The 21,155-nt window shown below is 62.0% G+C and carries 18 protein-coding genes; 13 read left to right on the top strand and 5 right to left on the bottom strand.

What is annotated here, in order from left to right; translation table 11 throughout:
* Nucleotides 1–156 precede the first annotated feature (156 nt).
* The 4 genes from SPI01S_RS18885 to SPI01S_RS22475 all read right to left on the bottom strand — a co-directional run bounded on the left by SPI01S_RS18885 (nucleotide 157) and on the right by SPI01S_RS22475 (nucleotide 2,220).
* Nucleotides 157–909: a hypothetical protein gene (locus SPI01S_RS18885; protein ID WP_066726419.1), complete on the bottom strand. Its 753-nt coding sequence runs from the start codon at nucleotides 907–909 to the stop codon at nucleotides 157–159.
* A gap of 201 nt (nucleotides 910–1,110) precedes the next feature.
* Nucleotides 1,111–1,455, bottom strand: a complete 345-nt coding sequence (locus tag SPI01S_RS18880) for a hypothetical protein (RefSeq protein ID WP_066726416.1) — start codon at nucleotides 1,453–1,455, stop codon at nucleotides 1,111–1,113.
* A gap of 65 nt (nucleotides 1,456–1,520) precedes the next feature.
* The gene (locus SPI01S_RS18875) at nucleotides 1,521–1,883 is read right to left on the bottom strand and encodes a hypothetical protein (RefSeq protein WP_157084794.1); all 363 of its coding nucleotides are present in this window, start codon (nucleotides 1,881–1,883) and stop codon (nucleotides 1,521–1,523) included.
* Between the two features lie 196 nt (nucleotides 1,884–2,079).
* On the bottom strand, nucleotides 2,080–2,220 hold the full coding sequence (locus SPI01S_RS22475; protein WP_157084793.1) for a hypothetical protein: 141 nt from the start codon (nucleotides 2,218–2,220) through the stop codon (nucleotides 2,080–2,082).
* A 375-nt stretch (nucleotides 2,221–2,595) separates the two neighbouring features.
* Here SPI01S_RS22475 and SPI01S_RS18870 point away from each other — a divergent pair, with 375 nt between their 5' ends.
* The 9 genes from SPI01S_RS18870 (at nucleotide 2,596) to SPI01S_RS18835 (ending at nucleotide 12,759) form a co-directional block, all read left to right on the top strand.
* The gene (locus tag SPI01S_RS18870; protein ID WP_157084792.1) at nucleotides 2,596–3,777 is read left to right on the top strand and encodes a hypothetical protein; all 1,182 of its coding nucleotides are present in this window, start codon (nucleotides 2,596–2,598) and stop codon (nucleotides 3,775–3,777) included.
* Between the two features lie 267 nt (nucleotides 3,778–4,044).
* Nucleotides 4,045–5,043, top strand: coding sequence for a hypothetical protein (locus tag SPI01S_RS18865; protein ID WP_157084791.1), 999 nt, complete (start codon nucleotides 4,045–4,047; stop codon nucleotides 5,041–5,043).
* Between the two features lie 484 nt (nucleotides 5,044–5,527).
* The gene (locus SPI01S_RS18860; protein WP_157084790.1) at nucleotides 5,528–6,526 is read left to right on the top strand and encodes a hypothetical protein; all 999 of its coding nucleotides are present in this window, start codon (nucleotides 5,528–5,530) and stop codon (nucleotides 6,524–6,526) included.
* 820 nt (nucleotides 6,527–7,346) lie between these two features.
* Nucleotides 7,347–8,033: a hypothetical protein gene (locus SPI01S_RS18855; RefSeq protein WP_157084789.1), complete on the top strand. Its 687-nt coding sequence runs from the start codon at nucleotides 7,347–7,349 to the stop codon at nucleotides 8,031–8,033.
* A gap of 326 nt (nucleotides 8,034–8,359) precedes the next feature.
* Nucleotides 8,360–9,049, top strand: coding sequence for a hypothetical protein (locus SPI01S_RS22470; RefSeq protein ID WP_157084788.1), 690 nt, complete (start codon nucleotides 8,360–8,362; stop codon nucleotides 9,047–9,049).
* A 624-nt stretch (nucleotides 9,050–9,673) separates the two neighbouring features.
* A complete protein-coding gene (locus tag SPI01S_RS18850; RefSeq protein WP_066726397.1) occupies nucleotides 9,674–10,360 on the top strand; it encodes a hypothetical protein in 687 nt (228 codons plus the stop codon).
* Complete coding sequence (locus tag SPI01S_RS18845) at nucleotides 10,357–11,265, top strand: hypothetical protein (RefSeq protein ID WP_066726395.1); 909 nt, start codon at nucleotides 10,357–10,359, stop codon at nucleotides 11,263–11,265. The genes SPI01S_RS18850 and SPI01S_RS18845 overlap by 4 nt, the downstream gene beginning before the upstream one ends.
* Before the next feature lie 47 nt (nucleotides 11,266–11,312).
* Complete coding sequence (locus SPI01S_RS22750; RefSeq protein WP_066726392.1) at nucleotides 11,313–11,618, top strand: hypothetical protein; 306 nt, start codon at nucleotides 11,313–11,315, stop codon at nucleotides 11,616–11,618.
* The gene (locus tag SPI01S_RS18835) at nucleotides 11,593–12,759 is read left to right on the top strand and encodes a ThiF family adenylyltransferase (RefSeq protein WP_066726389.1); all 1,167 of its coding nucleotides are present in this window, start codon (nucleotides 11,593–11,595) and stop codon (nucleotides 12,757–12,759) included. The genes SPI01S_RS22750 and SPI01S_RS18835 overlap by 26 nt, the downstream gene beginning before the upstream one ends.
* 537 nt (nucleotides 12,760–13,296) lie before the next feature.
* Here the strand turns inward: SPI01S_RS18835 and SPI01S_RS22460 are convergent.
* Nucleotides 13,297–14,259: a hypothetical protein gene (locus SPI01S_RS22460; protein ID WP_157084786.1), complete on the bottom strand. Its 963-nt coding sequence runs from the start codon at nucleotides 14,257–14,259 to the stop codon at nucleotides 13,297–13,299.
* Between the two features lie 298 nt (nucleotides 14,260–14,557).
* Between SPI01S_RS22460 and SPI01S_RS18820 the strand changes: the two genes are divergently transcribed.
* The 4 genes from SPI01S_RS18820 to SPI01S_RS18805 all read left to right on the top strand — a co-directional run bounded on the left by SPI01S_RS18820 (nucleotide 14,558) and on the right by SPI01S_RS18805 (nucleotide 20,865).
* Nucleotides 14,558–14,848, top strand: a complete 291-nt coding sequence (locus SPI01S_RS18820; protein ID WP_066726380.1) for a helix-turn-helix domain-containing protein — start codon at nucleotides 14,558–14,560, stop codon at nucleotides 14,846–14,848.
* A gap of 664 nt (nucleotides 14,849–15,512) precedes the next feature.
* Nucleotides 15,513–15,719: a hypothetical protein gene (locus SPI01S_RS18815; RefSeq protein ID WP_066726377.1), complete on the top strand. Its 207-nt coding sequence runs from the start codon at nucleotides 15,513–15,515 to the stop codon at nucleotides 15,717–15,719.
* Between the two features lie 630 nt (nucleotides 15,720–16,349).
* Nucleotides 16,350–17,780: a GGDEF domain-containing phosphodiesterase gene (locus SPI01S_RS18810; RefSeq protein WP_169804552.1), complete on the top strand. Its 1,431-nt coding sequence runs from the start codon at nucleotides 16,350–16,352 to the stop codon at nucleotides 17,778–17,780.
* 316 nt (nucleotides 17,781–18,096) lie between these two features.
* Nucleotides 18,097–20,865: a S8 family peptidase gene (locus SPI01S_RS18805; protein ID WP_066726373.1), complete on the top strand. Its 2,769-nt coding sequence runs from the start codon at nucleotides 18,097–18,099 to the stop codon at nucleotides 20,863–20,865.
* Nucleotides 20,866–21,155: the final 290 nt, after the last annotated feature.

Raw genomic sequence — 21,155 nt, 5'->3', positions numbered from 1 at the left:
GTCGCGTGGCGCCGGACGGCAGGGGCGGCTCGAAGCGACCGCTGAGAGGAAGTGCGGGGGATGCCTGCGCGCTAGGAACTCAACGACGCGAGGCGCAGCGCGGCAGGATCTTCCTGCGGCGGCAGATGGCCGGGTCCGCACCCGGCAGAGAGCAGGTTAGAGGCGGATGCGCGGAAATGCGAAGGGTAGGGAAGGGGCCTGTCGCACGAGGCTGCGGGCACCAAGCGGAACTTGCAGATCGATGTCGGCCAGGCGGCGCACCATGAGTGCGCAGATCAGCGCCTGACCTCGGGAGGCGGTCTCTCCCATCTCCTCGGCGAGATCCGCGACCGTCATCTGACCACGTTCGCGAAGAGCACGGGTTGCCGCCTGCTCCTGACGAATGGGGATGTGCGCGAACCGATGCGCTACGATCTCGTCGAGATTCTCTCGGTAGTCGAGGGTGCCAACCGTCTCCCCCGTAATCTGTCGATATTCCCAGCCGAGGAGCTCCGCCGCCTTCATCGTCAGCGCCTTCTGGCGAAGTGCGCTTGCCCTTTCGAACTGCGCTCGATCGCGCTTCACCTCGCCCAGGATCGGCGCACAGTCCTTCTCGACCATAGCGAAGTCCGGGAGCGCGATATGCTTCTTGCCCCCGATTTCGCCCTCGACGCGGCATGGCTGCGGATTGAAGTCCAGCATCGTAGGAACGGCCTCGGCGTATTTGGTGAGGAGAAGTTCCATGGCCGTCTCCCCGGTCAGCGTCCGCCGCCATCGCTTCGAAGGGAAGCTGAACGTCTCATGGGTCTTAGTGCCGGTTATAACCTGGCGCAGCTGATTCCCGCGCACGTCGAAGACGATGCGATGAATGGTGGTGTCGGCGAGAATGTCGGAAAATTCCTCGTCAGCCTGGCTGAAGTTGGTCGCCATCTAAGTCTCCTAGTCGGAAGGGTTGTTCTCCAGGGTAGTCACGGTGTTTTTCGATGAAGGGCACCGTCCGGTCCCATACGGATCGCGAGCGCGTTCGCTCGAGCCCAAGCGAGCGCGCTTGGAGCGCCCGGAGCTGTTTCGTTCTTTCTTGATGTGGTGTTGCGACCCCGGTGAGGGGCTTTTTAGTGGAGCGCCGGGTGATCAGCGAAAGGCCGGTGCGGGCGCCTCGACGGAATGAGGACGCGGCCGCTGAACGTCGTCGTCGAGCAGGAATCCGATCTCCTCATCGAGCCATTCGACGACCTGGGTCGCATCGACTTCGGACAGGAAGCCGTTGCTCGCGAGGTACTCTGCGCATCGGTCTCCCTGCCAGACCGCCTCGCAGGGGACGGAGGTGATGAGCGCATGCATGTGGTCGAAGTCAAAGCCAGCCGTCACGGCCTTCTCGACGAGGTTGTGCCTGAAGTCGGCATCGATCTCGTCGCGGATGATGCTCTTCATCTTTGAGACGATGCGCTTGAAGCGGCGATGCGTAAGGGTGATCATCTTTCTTCTCCTTAGGTCAGCGTATGCAGGGTGGATCCGAGCACGATCGCCCGTAGGTCAGGTGGTCAGGAAAGGGGGATTGGAGCGCACAGGGACATAGGCAGGCCTGGAAAGGTAATGCCGTCCTCGCACAGCAGTGCGTAGATGAACGCCACGGTCAGCTTCCACCTACGGATCTGCACCTTGCCATCTTTACGATCGACAGACATCGCTGCGATCGTTCCATCGGCAAGCTGCCCGGTCGCAACCAGCCACTGATCCTTGACGAGAAAGGGGCGGCCAGCCTCGATGGCTCGAAGCGCAGTCAACAGCTCGACATCGTGAACGGAAAGGCCGCACGTGGAGGCCTCCATGGTCATCGTGGCCTCGTACTCAGCCATGGTGGCCGGGGTGAGTTCGTCCGGGTAGTCCCACGTCACGTCATTCATGAATTTCTCCTCGCTGGTGGAAGCCCGATTCTGGGCGTTGTTGTTGATAATGTGCTCAGCGCAGCACTGCCTCCTCCAGCCGCTCGGGCGGGGAGAGGAGGCGATGAGCGGATGCATGTGATCGAAGGCCGAAGCCGCCGTCATGGCCGACCCAATCAGTGGGCGCCTGAGATTGGCGTCGATCTCCTCGCTTGGGTTAGTCGAGCTTTCGAAGAGTGCCGGCGAAGCCGGACGACGTTCGGCTGACGATCGAGAACATGCCGTCGGACCATGCTTCCGTGAATGCGTCGCTGTAGTCCTCCGCGTCCTCCCACAGCCGCTCGTCCGCAATGATCATGCCGCAAGCGGCTGCCCGGGTTTGACCGCACAGCGACCGACAAACCTGCTGCGGTCGGATCCGTTGACGGTCGCCACCGCCTCCTTGCCTGGGACGCGCTGATGGCCACGGCTCATCAGTCTTTGACCATTCAGCTTGGCTGGGCTTCCTCGCTTCTGTCTCCTCGCTGAGTCTCTTCCCCCAGCCCATGCCACCTTTCCTGCCATTGCACGTTCTCCCTTGATATGCCTTCAAGTCGGCTTTCACGATGCAGACGTCAAGGGTAATCACTAAGTGCCATGATAGTTTGTTGGTTAACGGGTCGTTTGTCGCGTGTTGAGGGATGCTGAGGTGATTGGCGTGGATGTTCGATCGAGGCCTGCTAAGGTCCGGGGCATGTCGATGCCCTCGAAGCAGATTTCGGAAGACCTGAGGCTTGAGAGGCTGCTGAAGCAGCAGTTTGCGGCTCTCGAGTATCAGCTCTCAGATGATGACCGTGCCTTCCTAAAGAAGCTACGTCCAACGCAAATGCGTGATCTCCTGAAGCGACTCGTGGCGCTCGTTGCGCTGAAAGAGGGCGAGACGACGCAGATCGCAAGCCAGATCGCTGGCGTCAGCGTGCCGACTATGTTCAGGCTCAAGCGGATCTGGAAATCGACCGGATCAAACCTAAAATCCATCGCAGGAGGATCTGCCCGCAAAGCGCGGGGGGGCGACGCTGCAGAGAAGTTCACAAAGGCACGAGAGTATGCAGAGCGCTTGGCTGAGTCTGTCGCGCTTGAGGGGTCGCTAAACGCGTTTGCCACCCAAATCGTCGAAGCACACAAAGATGTGTCCTTGAGAGCAGCGGAGCGCATCGCACGGGAGGTCCTCAAGAAGCGGCGTCTGGTCGTTGACAATTTGAAGGAAGGCTACGGCCGAGATATCCTTGTGGATGCAGTAGGCATTTCGCTGCTTTTAGCGTTGCCTGGAGAAGAAAGCCGGGAAGATGGAGAGCGGCTGGAAGCCGCGGTCCTGGCTGTCGTTCTAGACAAGGCATCTGGGCTTATCTTGGGCGCTAGAGTTGTAGAACGTCGCAATGCCGTGACGGGACAACGTGCAGCTCTGATCGATGCTCGTCATTACATTTATGAGCGAGGAATCGACATTCACGTTCCAGACAAGGTGCGCTTGCACGTTACCGTGGGGCCTATTCAATCGGATAGGGACAGGCACTTCGCCGAAACCATGAAGACCCTGTTGGGCAGCGATGTCGTCCTACAAGGCTCGCGGCGGTTTGGGCGCAAGGCGATACCAATAATTGGGAGCTCCATCGGCTCCATAAAATTCATTCCTGGCGCGACCGAAACGGGGCGGGGTGAAGCTGCAGCGGTCCGTGCAGTTGGAAGAGAACCACTCAGCTTGTTCAAGGCTGACGAGGTGGTGAGTGCTGAAGTGTCCGCATACAATCAGACTATCTTAGATAGGCTAGAGGTGTCGGGAGCTATCCGACGCATAAAACTTCCTAGCCAGGGATCTATGTGCGCTTCACTTGAAGAAGTGATCAAGATGCTGAGGCGACCAATTTTGTCTCGCTGACCCTAAGATGTTATTAAGGCCGGATTGGCCCTGGTCTTCATAGTTGCGGTCCGTGTGCATAGGGGGCTCTCGGCGCTAACCGAGGCTGATTGCCTGCCTCTGAGCTCGGTCGTGCATGGCCAGCGCTCGAATCTTCCATTCTCTACGGGGCGAGCAAGCGCTCCCTCATGACAACGCAGTCAAGGCTGGCCGGCGGACGGTCCCAGCCGCGATTTCGCACATCTGCTTAGCTAGCTGACAGCGGATACAAATTTCAAAGGAGAAACTATGTCTGATATCAGTCGATATGATCTTTCAGGCGTTGCCCCGCATCGGCAGCGTGAGGTTCTTAGGCGAGTCGAGGTCCTTGAGGCATATATCTCGAAGGAGATCTCGAGTTCTCAGGCCATCGAAAGACTTGGGCTTTCAGTTCCTACCTTCTGGCGTCTGGTCCGGGCCTGGCGCAATAGCGGCCGTCCCGCGGAGCTTGGCGGGTCCGGAAAGGCCTTCAAAGGGCGATGGCCAATTGAAGCCGAAGCCGACATGATCATTCAGAGCGCGGTCGCGGAGACGCCCACGGCTTCGGTGCGGAAGATCGTCGAACGCGCTTGCCGAATTGCTCAGCAGAGCGGCGTCGCGATGCCCGGCCGGGAGAAGATCGAGTATCGCGTCGACGAGTTCCGGCGCGAACTCGGTCTCAGGCCACATGGCGTGGCGGATCTGCTGCTTGAGTTCTGCGCGGTGAGAATTCCCGTCATACACGCGGAATTTGGTCACATTGTTCCCGTCATGTGCGTGCTGCTGGACGTACGACAGACGGTGAAACCGCTCGGCCTCAGCCTGTCCTTCGAAGCGGGAGACGCAAGCGCGGCTGCCAGGGCGATGCTCGACGCCATAGCGCAAGCCGATCGGCCTCGTACGTCGCCTCCCCGCTCTTTCTCAATCCCGGCTGAGGCGAGCGGCGAGTTCGCTGATCTAGGCACTGCCATGATGGATGCAGGAATTCCCGTCACCGTCGAGCCAGTTCGTTCGCGAGCCTCGGCGCGACGGGTCGTTCGACTTCTTGGCAAACGTCCAGGCGGGATCGTACTCCTGCCCGATCTGGCCCGAAGGTCCGCAAGGGAACGCGTCGCCAAGCTCACCTTCGGCGATCCCGTAGCGCTGACGACCGCGGAGGACATGATACGAGAGCGCTTCCGAGACGCCTTCCCAGGCGACCGTGAATTTCTGTCCAACGATCCGAAAGTTCGCAGCCGTCTCACGGGTGCTCTCCAGCGATTGATCTGACGCCTCAACTCGGAAAAGCCTAGTACCCCGCAACGTCGGCGCCGAGCCGAAAAGCTCGTTGGCCGCCGGGCCTAAATCGCCGTTCGGGAAGTGTAAGTGAACAGCAGAGTGCGCTCTTCGGGAGGTCCGGAGCGGCGCGACCCCCCTCAGGATGACGTTGTCCTTCCGGCGGACACTCGCCGAGCGGTGCGGCAAGAGGTCGCCGAAATGGCCATCGGTCTCGCTCAAGCGTCCGGCCGGCCCCGCACAGCTTATAGCTGACGATAGGTGCGGGACGATCAACGACCGTCGCAACGTGAGACAATCAATCACGAGACGATGAAGGTGGATGGCTAGGTTGCCATCTCTGGAAATCCGCTCCCGCGGCGGAGCAACCGCTCGCGAGCTCCCTGAAAACAACTGGCGACTGAATTAGCGGATTACCGCGTTCGGGGCGGGTTTTCGCGCGAGCTATTTCGCTGAGTCTTCGAGAAAAGGAGAGTCTATGTCAAATGAGCGCTATTACGATTTGTCCGGGATTGTTCCGCGGAAGCGTCAGGAAGTTTTGCGGCGGATCGAGATCATCGAAACGTATCTAGGAGGCACCATCTCGAGCGTGGAAGCGATGCGAAGGCTCGGTGTGTCGGCGCCCACATTCTGGAGGCTGTTGCGGGCATGGCGTCAGAGCCAACGCCCGGCAGACCTCGGTGCGACTGGGCACGTATTCAAGGCGAGGATGCCAATCGACGAGGATGCGGAGGTCCTCATCCAGGAGGCCGAGCGTGGATTGCCCGGTGCCTCGATCCGCCGCGTTGTCCATAACGTTCAAATGCTCGCTCAGCAGCGAGGCGTGCAGGTGCCTTATCGGCGGAAGATCGAGGCTCTGGTTCAGGAGGCAAGACGGGCCCGGGGCCTCAGGCCCGAAGGTATCGTGGATCTTGTGCTCGAGTTCTGCGCGCTCGACGTCGCAGTCGTGCATCCGGAACACGGACTTGTCGCACCTGTTATGTGTGCGCTGCTGGACGTTCGGAAGGGCGCGACCTTTCTTGGAATGACACTGTCGTTCGATGCAGGAAGTTCCAGCCAGGCTGCGCGGACCATTCTGGACGCCGTTGCGCGAGCGGACCGCCCGCGATCGGCGCCCGTACGTTCATTCACCATTCCAAACGAAGCGAGCAGTGGCTGGCCAGAGCTGGGTGCAGCACTTGCCGGCGCGGGGCTGCCCCTGTCGCTCCAAGCCGTGCGTCCCAGGGCCTCGGCCCGCAGCCTCGCTCGTCTGCTCGGCAAGCGTCCAGCAGGTGTCGTGCTTCTCCCCGACCTCACAAGAAGGCCGCCAAGCGAACGCCTGGTGAAGCTCAAGTTCGGTGATCCGATCGAACTGCCCGACGCCGAGGACATGCTGCGGGAGAGGTTTCGGAATTTCTTCCCCGGTGACGTCGAGTTCCTTTCCAGCGACGCCGCAGCTCGCAGCCGGCTGACCGCCGCTCTTCAAAGATTTGCCTAGGTTGCAGGCGCGTTGCGGACCCGGCACATGCCGCAGCGACCCATAGCATGTCGTCGGCCGAGCCCAGTTCCTCCGCCCAGTCGAGAAGAGAACGGCTGATCCACCATCAGCCTACAAAGACGTTGGAAGTGACGCCGATCGTGCGCACTTGCCGCGTAGCCTCCACATGAAATCGATGGCTTTTCTGCGCCCTCCTGTATTCGCGGCGCCGGGGGTATGACGCCACGCTCTGTTCGCAGCGATCGGCCGTCGGCTGCAGCTTGACCTGCTCAGTGGAACACGAGCGCAATGGTCCCCTCCATGTATCAAGCGAAGCCGTCGGACCAAAAGCGTCCGTCACGTGTCTGCCCTTGGGAGCGATCCTCCCAGTTCGGGTGCAGCATGGCCACTCAGGAAACTCGACTCCGTAGCGTACCGGGGCACGATGTTCCTCATTCATAGAAAGAGATAATCATGAACAGGTTCAATGAGCTGGACTTCTCGCAAGTGGCTCCCCACCGGCGTCATGAGGTCGCGGAGAATTGGGATTATCGAGCGCTATGTCGCTCGTGAGATTACTCGTCGTGAAGCTATTGCCCAGCTGGGACTTACGGAGGTTTCGTTCTGGATCCTAGTGCGGGGGTGGCTAGACACTGGCAGGCCCGAAGCACTCATGGGTTCCGGCAAGGAAAGGAAGAAGGTTGGTTCGGTTAGTGACACGCAGCGCCAGCTTATCTCCGATGCGGAGGCAGCAGCAAGGAACCAGTCGGTGAGTCAAGTCATGGATAGAGCTCGCCGGCTAGCCGAACTCCGCGGGGTGGGACTACCCGGCGTGACGGCCATGAAAGCCCTCATTGGCGAGATCCGTCGCAGCAGAGGACTGCGCCCGGAGGGAGTACGGGACGTTCTCGTCACGCATTGTGCTATCGACGTCCCGGTGCGACACGCCGAGCACGGCGTCGTTGCACCCATCGCGGCGCTCGTTCTCGACATCAGGCGCGAAGCCACGGTCCTCGGCATGTCGCTGTCGATGGAGCCTCCGAGTTCGTCGAGCGCCGCAGCTGCGCTGCTGGACGCCCTGTCCGCTGACAATCTTCCGCAAAGCCAGGCATTGAACGAATGCCGCGTTTTGGTCGGTGCGGGCGCGGGCTGGTCCAACCTGGAAGGCGCGCTGCAGGGAGCTAACCTGCCGCTGTACTTCATGCCGGCGCGGCCCCGGTCCTGGCGCGAGATCGTGGGGCTCCTAGGGCACAGGCCCGGCGGTATCAGGCTGAAGCCGGACCTGACTGAACGACCAGAAGGCGAGCGCGCCGCGCATGTGCCGCAGGGCGGAACTTCCCTCGACCTCCAAGACGCCGACGCGATCTTGAGGGGCCGTTTCAAAGGCAGCTCCAGCCCTCAACGTGAGGCATTGCTTGACAGCGAAGAAGAGGCAGACCGGCTGAGATCTCGCCTGCGGCATCTGATTGCAATGCCGAGCACCACCGCGGCGCCCATCGATTCTGAGGAAGTCGCAAAAAGAACATAAAGTGAACGTACTGACTCGGAAGACATGTTGCGCCAGCGCTTCCACGACGCTTTCCCATGCGACCGTGAATTTCTGCCCAGCGATCCGAAAGTCTGCAGCCGCCTCACGGGTGCTCTTCAGCGATTGATCTGAAGCCTCAACTCAAAAAAGCGCTGTACTTCCGACTTCGCCGCAGAGCCGAAAAGATTATTGGGCGCCGGGCCCCAGTCGCCGTTTGGGAAGTACGAAGTGTCTTAAGATGTATCTATTCGCCCGTGTTGAGCTTTTTCCGCAGATATCCATCTCCGGTCATCCCGCGCTGTGCCGGCGCGAGAATGGAGGTTTGAATGGCTTGCTCTAAGGAACAGCTGTACTTCGAGGTCGTCTTCGGGCGCGAGCCGTGGCTCGCCGAACTCGTTCTTCCCGCAATGCGAGAGGCGCTGGAGCCGTCTTTCAAGGTGCAATGGTCCCCTTCGCCCGATGCAGGTTTGGTGACCGGCGATGCCCTAACCATGCGGGTTTGGCTGAGCCCGAGCAACCTTGAGGCGGACAACGATGTCCCTCCGTGCTGTTCCTCTCTCGACCGCGTTGCAGCGCATTGCGACCTGATGGACCAGCTCGCAATTCCAAACGGCACCAAGGCGATCTCGATTGCGCTTCATAAACACTGGGGGGCCGACCACCGCGAACGGTTTGGCGATCCCGCTAGTCCCTCGACGGTGAAGCGATGGCGTGCGAGCCGGAAGGCGGGGAAGGGCACTCCGGGCGAAAAGAAGCCGCGGCATCTCACCGATGCCGACAGAGTGGTTCGAAACCTACGGCGTCATCATGCGCTGCGAATCGCTGGGGATGGCGGCACGATCCGGGAAGGTTACCGTCGCGTCTTGCGGGATATCCAGACCAGCACGGCAAGTGATCGGAGTTCTCGTGCGCGCGGAGAAAGGGCCGCGCCGCTCAGCTACGAGACTTTCCGGCGCGACTGCCATCGCGTCCGTGCGGGTGGAAGAGGTCGCTACAGCAGATCGAACGGCGTCTAGCCGGCGTTCGTCGCGAAATCGCGTCGGCAGAAGGTCCGTCGAGATTTCAGGCGGCGCTCGGCGGACACGATCAGTAGCCACCGCATCGACGGAAGTTTCCAATGCGAGAAGAAAGTCCGCATGTGGCGATCCAGGCGGGACGTCCTGATGAAGGACGCCCGTTGCCGCACCTGGCCAGCGGATTGCAGCCGAACTATCCTCGCGGCCGCTGATGCCGCTTTAGCCGTTTCTCAGGTTTCCTTCGAGGGGCCGGTGCCTTGCACGCGCCCGTCGCCGGCTGCTTGAGCACACCGACCTGCAAGCCGTGATCGACCCGAGACGTCCTCCAAGCGAGAGCGTCTCGGATCGCTAGCCGTTCCGTTACCAAGTCGCGCGGCGGACCAGGCCTGCGACATCCCGGTGACCCTGAAATCCGCAGGGGATTTGCCAAGCGATCCTTAGAGTTGGACGACTTGATCATCTGAACCCGGTCAGCCGGAAGGTTGAGACACGGGTAACCTCCCGCTGGCTCGCGCAACAGAACCCCCGCCGAGCAGCCATACACGCGCATATGGGCCTCGTTGCCATGTCGATGGGCCTGCGAATAGCTGGCCAGCTACCGCGTATCTCCACCACATTGCGCGAATGAGAGACACGGCTGAAATCGATCCCAGCGCGCGGGAGGACATCCTCGCTGGTAGCGGGTCCATCGAGTACGAGGTCCGGCTCGACACGGCTTCCTCGACGATCGGCATGTTCCGCGTTGTCGGGCGTAACGGAGCGTCCTTCGCCGAATACCCCGTATGGACCAGAACCTGGAGGCATAGGCGTCATGCGGCGTCGCTCTTTTCCTGGATGTTGGACAAGCGCGGAAAGTGGCTGCTCTGGGGCCGCCTTGGAGAGGTCGTCGGACCGGATCGACTGCTGGCCATGGCGGCGAGCGAGATATCCGAGCTTCGTGCTTCACAGGCGCGCGATCTGCTGAAGAAGCGGGCCAAAGCTCGCAAGGCCAAGGCGCGAGCGCTGAAGATATACTCCTTCCTGGTGGACCGTCACGGCGAGTTCGGCATCGATCTGCGTAGGGGAGGGGAGGACAAGGGCTTCTTCGTCATCTGGTTCCGGCAGAACTGGGAGCGGGAACGTTTCCGCGACTGGTGGCGCCCGCAGGCACACCGCTTCGCGGACTTTGCTGCCTTCTTTGAGGAGCAGGGGCCCCGAGCGCTGGAGCGCAAGCTCCTAGCCGAGATGCAGGAGACCGAGAAGCGAGTGAAGCTCGCCGGCCTCTCCTCGGGGGGGCGACGTCCTCTTCGCTTCTGGCGAGGTGACGAATGACGATAGCTGAAGCGGAACTTGCGCCCATCTGGCGCAACATCGCGGTCATCCCTCGGGCTAGCGCCGAGGCAAACCCGACCAGGACGGTAATGCAGGGCTCCCCAGCCGGGGAGTCCTTCGGTCTGGACAGGCCGCTGGATCTGCTCGGTTCCCCATCCGCCGACTGCGCGCAGCGGATCGGGATGGAATGGGTCCCCGGACTGGTCGAGTTCCTCGCGAACGACACCCGCCATCGTCGCCATGTTGAAAGAAGCTGGTTCCATTTCGCTCCGCTCGCCCTTGTGGGCCACACAGACGACGAGGCGCGCTTCGTTGCGCGCCGAATGGCGCGCGTCGCCGGCGTGCCGCTGTTCGTGATGGACGCTGGCCGGCTCCAGCCCGACGCGCTGCGCCGTTCGGGAGCGCGCGGACCCGAACTCGTCGTGCCGCCCGATCCCGTGATCGCCATGGCCAGCGCGCGTTGCGCCAATCCGATCGTCCTGGTGCTTGGGCTCGGGGGCGCAGCCGCCCGGATTGGAGACGACATCGCGACCATGCTCGACCCTGACGCCGCGCGCCGATGGTTCTGCCGATCGATGGATGCCGTCATCGACCTGGGGGAGATAAACTGGATGGTTGCGGCGTCGAACGAGCACGCGCTGCCAACCAGCCTCTACACGCGCCTTGAGCCGCTTTCGATCGGCGTGCCCTGCGATCCGACCGAGAGGATGCTCCGGGTCCTCGCGATGGCGCTCGAGGTAATGGCCGACCACGATCTGGAGATCGAGGAAGTCGGTCCAGCGCTAGCTACCATCTTCGACGACCCCGATGGCGAATGGTCCAGGATGTCAGGCTTAGCCGCCGGCGCGCTCTACGAAGCGGTGGGGCGGCATCTGCTCCGTGCGGCGAACGCGCTCAGGTTCTGAGAGCCCGCGCCGTCCGCAATAGGCACTCAACTGTAAGGAGATTGTGCATGATCGACGACAAACGAAGCCTTGTGCCGTTGAGAGTGAATCCGCTGCGGCCCGCCCATGACGTGGGCGATACCTGCGAGATCATCGTCAACGGGCAGAAGCACCTGATCAAAGGGAGCAGCATCGAGCATTGCGATCTCGTACGGCTCGCGTTCCCCCAGATGCGCGCTTCAATCAATAGTGCGGTGACCATCGCCTTCAGGGGTGGCCCGTCGCACGCTGCGGAAGGGCTGCTCACCGTGCGACAGCGCACGCCGATCGCCCAGGGGGAGACCTTCGTTGTCACTCACACCGTCGCGTCGTAGTGCGGACCTGGAGCGGCTGCGCGACGAGGGCTACGACGTAGCCCTCGTCGATGGCCTGCTTGTCGTCCGCGGCATCCCGTATGTCGACGGATTGAGGACCGTTAAGTACGGCACGCTTTCCGTTCGGGTCCTTCTCGCAGGCGACGTCACCGTTGCTCCCCATCGGCATGACGTGGGCTGGAGCGGAAGCCCGCCCTGCACCGCGAGTGGCGAGCCGCTGCCCGGCATATCCACCGGGCATGCCAAGGAGTTCAACGGTGAAGTGCAGCGAAGCCTCTGCCAACAGCCGTCTGGTCGCGAGTTCATGGACTACCACGAACTGGTGACCGCATATGTGGCCGCGTTGACCGGTCAGGCGATGCTGCTGGATCCTCGTTGTACCGCCAGGCCAGGCGGGGTCATGCGGGAGCACAACGTCGCCTCGCCCTTCCACTATGTCGACACGGCATCCAGCCGCGCCGGTACCGAACGTCTCGCCTCCAGGTTCCATGGACAGAAGCTGGCCATCGTAGGGCTGGGCGGAACGGGCTCCTACGTCCTCGACCTCGTCGCGAAGACACCCGTCGCATCGATCCATCTCTTCGACGACGATACCTTCGACCAGCACAATGCCTTCCGTGCACCGGGGGCCGCCTCTTTAGAGAATCTTCGCCTCCGCCGATCCAAGGTTGACCACTGGGCCGCCGTTTACTCGCAGATACATCGCGGCATAGTACCTCATCCGGAGCGCCTGCAGCGTGGCGGGCTTTCGGTTCTGGACAGCATGGACTTCGTGTTCCTCTGCATCGACCAGATCGAACCGAAGCAGTCCATCTGTCGCCGACTCGACAGGGCCGGTGTGCGGTTCATCGACACTGGGATCGGCCTTGAGGTAACCGCGGACGGAGTCTTTGGTCTGCTAAGGGTCACGACCAGCACGGACAGCACCAGGGAGGCGGCGCTGGCTACAATCCCTGGCGGCTCCGGCGGTCACGACGATCCCTATCAGTCGAACGTGCAGGTGGCCGATCTGAACGCTTTGACCGCCTCCCTTGCGGTGCTCAGGTGGAAGCGCCTGTGCGGATTCTACAGGAACGGAGCGGACGAGCATGTCAGCGTGTTCGACGTCGAGAGCGGGCTCGTACACACCGCCTCGAAGTAGCGGGGCCGCTGGTTCCATCAAGACGCCTGGGCTGACGGCGGCGATCAGCCCATGGGCTCGAGCCTACTTGCGCCCGCCTGACCGGGCGGGCGCACCCTCGCTCATGCCGAGACGATATTCACGTCCCGCAACGCCGAGGCTGGTACGCCCGGATTCCCCAGGAACAGCCCCCTTACCGACGAGCTGCGGGAAGGGGATGCCAGCCGCAGCCTAACCGATGATTTTAACGCGGCGCGCCGCTCCTCCTTGCGACCGCCTAACCAAGCTCCTCCTGAAAATTGAACGAGATGCGCGCACATCGCGGCTGCAGAAGTGCTCCCGTGCCTCGACGATTTCAGCGTCGCACAAGACGCGAACGCACGCCAACCAGCCCCGGGGAATATGTCCAGTGCTCGCTTCCGCCTTCAACTCGAGGAGCGGAGCTTCGTCGGCAGCAACGCGCCCGAAAACATGACCGCTCTCGCGATCCCGGGATGAAGCGAGCTCGCCATCCCCGTCATGAGGCTCGCGCCCGTGCCCGCCGCCACCACGAAACCCTCAAATTTGGAGACCGCCATGTTCGTACTGCCTTACGCAGCACCAGCCATCGTCCTTGCGCTCGAAGATCGACGTGACCGACCTTCTGTGCCCGGTCAGGTCAACCATCGTGGCTTCGATAACAGCCGTCTTGGTATCGTTGATGTCGCTGATCGCGAGGCGGGCGCCGGCTCCCAATATGCGGTCACCAACGTCTTCAGCGGACGGAACGAGACAAGCTTGGCCGACCACGTGATAGTCGGTGCACCACAATGCAAGGCGGACCAGCTCTGCTCTGCTCCCGCCAATGTTCTCGACGCCCGCCCGATACACGTCGTTCTCGTCAGAGACATTGGGGACAAGGTAGCCGGCACTCAGCGCTCCTGCGAGCCGATTGCTCTGAGCGGCGAGTTCCGCGGCTCGGGCTGCGACGAAAATGGCAACGACTCCGAAGAGGCTGATCATCAACGAGATGATGCTGCTGGTGGATTGAAGCAGGAGGGCAGAACGAGCGACCGAGTTGGCTTGGGCGTACTCGATGACCGCGGCCCAGGCGGCGCATACGCCGGACTCGTCTTTGCCCTGGGGTTGTGCACAGTAGGGATCATACTCCCGGCGCTGGCCCTTCTGTTCTCCAGCAGCAGAGGCGCCTGGCGTTTTGGTATGGCCATGTACGTGGTTGGGATGGCGATAGAAGTGGGCCTGAGCATCTATGTCTTCTGCCGCTACTAGGCCTGGATCCGGTGGTACCTTCGCGTCTCGAGCGGGCTGGTGGATGAGGTAGGGCTCAGGGCTTCCTTTCGAGGCTGATGCGCCCGCAGGGGTGCTCAGCCACGTGTCATAGCCTTGGCGAGACAGTTCTCGAGCTGAGATAAGTGCCATTACGACCACTAGAGCCATCGCGGGTAGCAGGACCGCCATGAGTTTGTAGATCCATCGTCTGGTAAGTGCGTCCTGTCTGGGGCGAAGTTCGTTCTGCTTCATGTCCCCAGCTTACGAGGGATCTTGTCAACAGAAGGTTGCGCTGCATGCCACGGACTCGTCGGCTGAGCGGGTCCGCCCCGCCTCCGAACGGGGAGGAGTGCCCAACCCGTTCAGTTGCTGGGAGCGGTTAATTCATCTCCCGGCCCGACTCCTGCGTTGAGGTCGGTCTGCACGGTCAGAGGAGAGTGCCTCTGCAAGCACGCGCTCAAGTTTCCTGGCCGAACAAAGCGAGATCGACTACAAGGCTTGGTGACGGCCACGGAAGAAGCATCAGACCACATATTTCCACGAGGGAAGCATGACCGACTACTCTCTTCCCGCCCCGGAGAGCATTGGCGAGATCGGCCGACGCGCGGAGCGCCTCCGTGATCTGATGGGGATGACGGTCGAGCAGCTAGCAGCGGAGGCGTCCGTGGCTGAGGAAGACGTTCAGGCATTGGAAGCGGGAGCTGCCGTTCGGCTCGACGCCGTCCTTGCCATCCACGCGGTTCTGAGCTCGGATGTCATAGGTGCGTCATTGTTCACTCGCCCCAAGTTTTGGAGTATCGATGACGTCGTAGCGTTCGAGCAGCGCGGGTTACGGCGATAAGGAATTGGCACAACGCGAGCGGTATCGAAATGGGATGGACCTCGGCCAAGGCCGCAGGTTCATGGGCAAGGCGGCGATTGCCAAACATCGCATCTTGCTGAAGTTCAATGCTGGCTTCGTGCGCAGGAAGTCAATCGATCGCCTATACAAGTGCTTGACGGCAGCATCGAAGTAGACGCGCCGATCTTGATGGACTGCGAGGGTCCGGACCCGAACCTCGCAGAGCACGCGCTCATTGCAGGCGGCGCAGGTAGAACCCCGATGTGGCGGACATGCTTGTCGCGGCGCAAGGGATCGGCATCCCAGACGAGCGCACCAGGCTGATCGTTGATCGCGTTAGAGCTGCAGTCGCCGACTGGAAGGTCCACGCGAGAAATGCGAACGTAACATCAGCCCTCGTCCGCGACATCGACGCCCGCTTGAACGGTCCCGGGGAAGGTTGGCGCCTGCAGCATACTTAGCGTTGCAGTCGGGGCAAGGACGATGATGCTTCGTACAAAATGCTCTGTTGATAGCAGGTATCTGCCTCGCTGCGGCAGGCTCTAGGATGAGGGTTTGGGTAACTTTCGTCGTCATCCAAGAACAATGTCGACTCTTGACGTCGCTCGGCCTAGCCATGCCCTTGTGGCGCCTATAGGTGCAGGGCCAGGGAAAAGGGGAATCGATGTCGCGTCATAAGCGCCTGCTGCTGACCACCGGAGCCATAGCCCTCCTGATGGCGGTCGTCCGCCCGCCGCGTCCTCACGCCGACTTCACGATTGTCACTCACCGCCCTGATGATGCGGCCCCGCAGCGGGTGCACGCCGCAATCGATCTCGGCATCCTCGCCATTTCGGTGGTCGTCACTTGGAGCAGCCAACTCGCCCGCTGACATCAAACCTGACTACCTCACGTGCTATGGAGCCGCGCGCTGCGCGCTATGTCTGCATGCCTAGGTGACGAACCAGCGCCTTCTCGCCGATCCAGATGCAGACATAGATGTTATCGACAAGGGTCGTGGTTCGTACCACTTCTGCGGTATGCACGACGGTCGTCCTGCAAGAGTTTTCGTGCGCGAAGCTCCTGTCGGCTCAGCCTTCGTCGTCCATAAATCAACTGTCGCGGCAATGGCCAAGCAGGGGATCGACGACGGTCGCCAAGGAGCACATACAGCCACCCGCCTCCGCCTAGGCGCTGTGAGCAGCAGGCGGGCTCGCTCCTGCTTCCAAGCAGCGAGGCCGCTGTCTGGTTGATACAAACTTGTGCTCGCCTGGGATGCCGGCCGTGCTGGCAATCCGCATTGTGGCTCATGCGGACCTATCGCGAGCGGCCGATACTCTCGAGTCGCTGGCTGTCCAGCGGTGGAGATGGGCGCAGTTACAGATGCTTCATACATGAGCGGTATCGTTGAACGATGGCATTGGCGAAGCTCTGGGGCCTTGTGCTGCGTACCTTTCAATCCGTGTTGACGGCGCGCTTTGTGCGAAGCGTGTTTAGCGCCCGCCTGGTTAGGGCAGGGAGAATGGTCCTGTCCGCTCTGCACGAGGAGCAGCGGCACAGTTCCAATTCGCCTCATGCAAAGGAGGGTGAAGGCTTGGCCACGCCAGGCGATGGCGTGCTCGCTGCCACGCAACCCCTGGCGCAGTGGCAAGCTTCAACAAGCATGCATGCGACGGTCTTCGATGAGCTCCGGGATGAGACCCGCTATGCCCATGTTCCTGCGGGACCGACGTTCGTAGCGCTGGTAGAGGTGGAGCGCTTTGCAGCGCTCCGGCGGAGCATTGGCTACCAGATCACCAATCAGCTGCTGGAAACACTAGCGAGCAGGATCGAAGTCGCGATCCCGGGCGCGGATCGCGGCCGCATCGGTCGCACCACGATCGAATTCGCTTTCCATGCAGATAGCCTCGAGGCTGCTCATGCGTGCCTGCAGGGCCTTGTCGCAGCGCTGGAAGCGCGCCTGCTCATCGACGAGTTCAGCGTCTATCCTTCAGTGTCAATCGGCTTTGCTGACGCAGGGCAGAGTTCCATTCTCGACGAACTGGTTGATCAGGCAGCGGCCGCGCTCAGCGCCGCGCAGAAGGAACGAAGCAAGATCCGCTTCGCAGATTCGGCCGTTCTGTCACAAAACAGCCTAGCAGATCTGGAGCTCATACGGGCCCTGCCGCGCGCGCTAGCTGAAGGCGAGATAAGTCTTCACTATCAGCCGAAGCTTCACGCACGTACGAACATGATCACGTCCGTGGAGGCGCTAATCCGTTGGATTCGGCCCGGCAGCGGACTTGTGCCGACCGATCGGTTCATCGCGCTGGCCGAAGAAACCGGCGCAATCCGCGAGCTCAGCGAATGGGTGATCACCCGCGCCATCGAAGATCAGCAGCGCCTTATCGAGCGCGGGCATCCCGTTGAAGTCTATGTTAACATCTCGGGTCAGCTGCTGCCAGACTATGACTTCGCTACAACGGCCCTTGCGCTGGCCCGTCAGGCGAGCGGCAGGCTCGGGTTCGAGATCACCGAAACCGCAGTGATCGGTGATCCTGACGCGGCCCTGGCGAACCTGCGCGCGTTTACGGATGCAGGCATTCGCATCGCAATCGACGACTATGGCTCGGGCCTGTCGTCGCTCGCTTACCTTAAGCAGCTGCCCGCCCACGAACTCAAAATCGACCGCATGTTTGTAAGCGGCCTCACCAACAGCAATCGGGACCCGCTTCTCGTCCGCTCCTCGATCGAGCTCGCCCATGCGCTCGAGATGGAGGTCACCGCCGAGGGCGTGGACACGGCGATGAGCCTGTCGCTGCTTCGCATCATGGGATGCGATCTGCTCCAGGGCTATTTCATCTCTCCTCCGTTGCCATTGCCGCAGCTGTCCGAATTCCTCAGCGACGAGGTGCAATTGGAACGGCTCGCTGGGCCAGGCGAGGGGCACTGGTCGCTTGCGCTAGGTGCGTGAAGTCGAAGGCTTAAATGATGCCTAACGCAATCCTAACGACGTTTTTTCAAGCCTTGGTAATCAGTCGCAGCGCACATCTACGGCAATACAAAAGTGATGGCGGCCGGGGGAGCCGACTTGAACGGGGCTTCTGATGACAGTGCGTACGTTGATCCGCTCGTATCTTATGGGGACAGTTGGCTTTGCGGGCCTGATCGGCACGGTCGGTGCCGAAGCCCAGACCACCTCCAATCCGACGCCCCCTTCGCCAGCGCCCATGTCCCCGCGCGTACAGCCAGTAGTAGTTCGGCCTGGTCCCGTCTCGACAGACAAGCCCGTGCAGACGCTGAGCGGGACACTGACCCCGTACGTAGGCAACATCCGCACGTTCACCGGCGACCTCGATCCGCTGGTCGGCAACATCCGCACCTTCAGCGGCGACCTGAGCCCCTATATCGGCAACATCCGCACGTTCGGCGGCACGGTCGACCCCTATGTCGGCAATATCCGCACGTTCTGGGGCGATTTGGCGCCAGCGATGGGCGATCTCGATCCGATGATCGGCAACATCAGGACCTTCTCGGAAACGTATAATGCCACCAGCAAGGATACGCTCGGTTACTGGCTGAATCTGTCGGCCACCCCGGCGCCCGCCGACCTGTCGACGCTGGTCACGAAGGTCAATGGCATGATCGGCCAGTCCAAGGATGCGTGGGGCACGGCCGTTCAGAAGCAGACCGGCAAGACCTTCGAGGCCGGCTTCGTCAACCCGATGTTGGCCAAGTGGGGCCTCGATCTGACCAATCCGACCTCACTGATGTTGGTCGACGCCTATACGCGGCAGATGTTCTTCATTGACTGGTATGATCAGCTCAACCAATATTCGGGCATGGACCGCACCGACTGGTGGATGCAGACGATCAACTGGTCGCCTGCCATCACCAAGACGATCGGCGAGGGCAAGCGGTCGATCGTCGGCCTGCTCGACTTCACCGTGACCGGCGACGGCACCAGCAACATCACCAAGTATAGCGGCATTTCGGACTTCTCGAATGGCCATGGCGCCGCGGTGGCGAGCCTGATCATCGCCGCGCACGACGGCAAGGGCGTGATGGGCATCGCGCCGATGGCTTCGGTCGTCGCGTACAATCCGTTCGACAGCTCGGGCACGGCCAACTGGACCGACGTCAGGAACGGCGTGCTGATGATCGCGCAGAACAATGCGAGCATCGTCAACATGTCGCTCGGCGAGCCCGGCAAGACCCTGCCGCAGGGTTGGAACGACGTGTTCGGCGACCCGGATGTCGCAGCCTACGCGAAGAAGACGATTTTCGTCATCGCGGCGGGCAATGACGGTGTCTCGCAAACGCAGGACATCAAATGGGACAAAGCCAACCCCTACATGATCGTGGTCGGCTCGGTCGGGCCAACGGGCACGATTTCCGCGTTCTCGAACCAGCCCGGCAGTGCGTGCCTCGTCGACGCGAAGGGCAAGTGCGCGCCCGACATGAAGCTGATGAACCGCTTCATCACCGCGCCGGGCGAGATGATCCTGGTGTCGGACGGGCAGGGCGGCGTGACGCGCGCATCGGGCACCTCGTTCGCCGCGCCGCTGGTCACCGGCACAATCGCGCTGCTCCATGATCGCTGGCCTTGGCTTTCCAACTATCCCAAGGAAACGGTGGACATCATCCTGAAGTCCGCCCGCGACGCCGGCGCACCGGGTGTCGACCCCGTCTACGGCGTGGGCATCCTCGACGTCACCGCTGCCCTGTCGCCACTGAGCTTCGACGGGCTGAAATGGTATCAGTACGACGCGAAGGGCAACATCGTTGCCACCCAGGCCGCCAAGATCCGCGACCCCAAGGAGCAGGCCAAGTGGGAAGCGGCCGGCATGTTCTTCTATGCCTATGAAGACGTTGGCGCGACCTTCCGCGACTTCGCCATCCCGGTGTCGAGCAAGCTCACCGATGCAACGGCGATGTCGCTGACCGGCTCGAACGAATATCTGCAGAGCTATATCTACAGCCGCTTCATGGCCTGGGCGACGACCAAGGCTGGTCCCGGCGTAAAGGGGCCGGGCGCCTTCAGCGGCTTCGCCTATTCCGCGCCGATCTCCAACAAGGGCGGCCTGCAGCTCTCAATGGCGGTGGCGCCGCGCACCCGCATGCTCGGCTTCTACCAGAGCCAGGTGCCCTATCAAACCGCGGTGCGACTGGTCACCCCGGGCAACCGCGTCGCCTTCACCCTTGGCGACGGCGATGGTGCAACCCAGCTCGGCGGCGGTAGCTTCGCACTGCCTTCGGACTTTGATCCCAATGTTGGCGGTGCCAACCCGTTGATGGGCTTCGCGTCGGGCGGCGGCTATCTCCAGACCAGCGTCGCGCTGAGCGATCACTGGACGATCTCGAGCGGGCTCACCCAGCGGACGCTGCGCCGCGACCTGCGGCAAATGGATGCGCTCACGGCCTTCGCAATGGGTGCAGTGGATCCCTATCGGGCTGGCGCGCAGAATGTCGCGGTGCGCTACACCGCCGGCAACGGCGCGCTGAGCGCGAGCTACACGCGCCTGCGCGAGGCCAAGGCGATGCTCGGCATCGAATCGGCCGATCCCTATGATTTCGCCCGCGGCAGCATCAGCGACGGCGTCACGCTCGGCGCAGACCTTGCCCTGACGCCGACCCTGGCACTTGCTGCGACCGGAACCATCGGCCGCACCCGAGCGGCAGGCGCCGCAACGATCACGCCGGCCGGCGGCGGTCTGGTCAGCACCTCGTTTCAGTTCGGGCTTACGAAGAGCGAATTGTTCGGCAAGACCGACCTGTTCCGCATGACGCTGGCGCAGCCGATGCACCTCGAACGGGCGAGCGTCGATCTTACGACGGTGCAGGTCATCGACAGGCAGACGGGTGAACTGGGGCCGCTCACCCAGCGTTTCAACCTCGGGGTTCCCGAGCGGCAATATGTCGGCGAAGCCTTGTATGGGCGGACGATGTTCAATGGGGCGGCGCAGGTTAGCGTCTTCGGCCGCGCGACGCTCAACGGTACGCAGACGCAGGCACTGCCGCGCCTCACCGGCGGGGCCGCCTTCCGAATGAACTTCTGAGTCAGTCCTGCCGGCTGTGCCCGGGGGCGCAGCCGGCATGGTTGGCCATGCTTTAACCTTTTCGCCCTAAGATGTTCTGGCGAAGGGAGATTCGGCCGGATGCGATGGGTGGAAGGCCTGTGTCTGCTGGCACTCGCGATCGCGACGCCCGCGATCGCCCAGATGCCATCGGCGCCGGCGACGGCGGAGAAGGCCGCTCTCGCGCGGTTCGATCAGGACATCGCCGCCGCCAAGACCGCGATGATGGCAGACCCGGGCCAGGCCCTGGGGCTGGCCGACAAGGCGCTGGT

Source organism: Sphingomonas pituitosa NBRC 102491 (assembly GCF_001598435.1).
Lineage (GTDB): Bacteria > Pseudomonadota > Alphaproteobacteria > Sphingomonadales > Sphingomonadaceae > Sphingomonas > Sphingomonas pituitosa.
Note: the sequence above shows the minus strand (reverse complement) of the source record. Positions and strands in the feature narration are given on the sequence as shown.

Bases quoted from the DNA above. Each gene is read 5' to 3' on its own strand.
- SPI01S_RS18885 (WP_066726419.1), bottom strand. From the start codon at position 909: ATGGCGACCAACTTCAGCCAGGCTGACGAGGAATTTTCCGACATTCTC.
- SPI01S_RS18880 (WP_066726416.1), bottom strand. From the start codon at position 1,455: ATGATCACCCTTACGCATCGCCGCTTCAAGCGCATCGTCTCAAAGATG.
- SPI01S_RS18875 (WP_157084794.1), bottom strand. From the start codon at position 1,883: ATGAATGACGTGACGTGGGACTACCCGGACGAACTCACCCCGGCCACC.
- SPI01S_RS22475 (WP_157084793.1), bottom strand. From the start codon at position 2,220: ATGATCATTGCGGACGAGCGGCTGTGGGAGGACGCGGAGGACTACAGC.
- SPI01S_RS18870 (WP_157084792.1), top strand. From the start codon at position 2,596: ATGTCGATGCCCTCGAAGCAGATTTCGGAAGACCTGAGGCTTGAGAGG.
- SPI01S_RS18865 (WP_157084791.1), top strand. From the start codon at position 4,045: ATGTCTGATATCAGTCGATATGATCTTTCAGGCGTTGCCCCGCATCGG.
- SPI01S_RS18860 (WP_157084790.1), top strand. From the start codon at position 5,528: ATGTCAAATGAGCGCTATTACGATTTGTCCGGGATTGTTCCGCGGAAG.
- SPI01S_RS18855 (WP_157084789.1), top strand. From the start codon at position 7,347: ATGAAAGCCCTCATTGGCGAGATCCGTCGCAGCAGAGGACTGCGCCCG.
- SPI01S_RS22470 (WP_157084788.1), top strand. From the start codon at position 8,360: ATGGCTTGCTCTAAGGAACAGCTGTACTTCGAGGTCGTCTTCGGGCGC.
- SPI01S_RS18850 (WP_066726397.1), top strand. From the start codon at position 9,674: ATGAGAGACACGGCTGAAATCGATCCCAGCGCGCGGGAGGACATCCTC.
- SPI01S_RS18845 (WP_066726395.1), top strand. From the start codon at position 10,357: ATGACGATAGCTGAAGCGGAACTTGCGCCCATCTGGCGCAACATCGCG.
- SPI01S_RS22750 (WP_066726392.1), top strand. From the start codon at position 11,313: ATGATCGACGACAAACGAAGCCTTGTGCCGTTGAGAGTGAATCCGCTG.
- SPI01S_RS22460 (WP_157084786.1), bottom strand. From the start codon at position 14,259: ATGAAGCAGAACGAACTTCGCCCCAGACAGGACGCACTTACCAGACGA.
- SPI01S_RS18820 (WP_066726380.1), top strand. From the start codon at position 14,558: ATGACCGACTACTCTCTTCCCGCCCCGGAGAGCATTGGCGAGATCGGC.
- SPI01S_RS18815 (WP_066726377.1), top strand. From the start codon at position 15,513: ATGTCGCGTCATAAGCGCCTGCTGCTGACCACCGGAGCCATAGCCCTC.
- SPI01S_RS18810 (WP_169804552.1), top strand. From the start codon at position 16,350: ATGGTCCTGTCCGCTCTGCACGAGGAGCAGCGGCACAGTTCCAATTCG.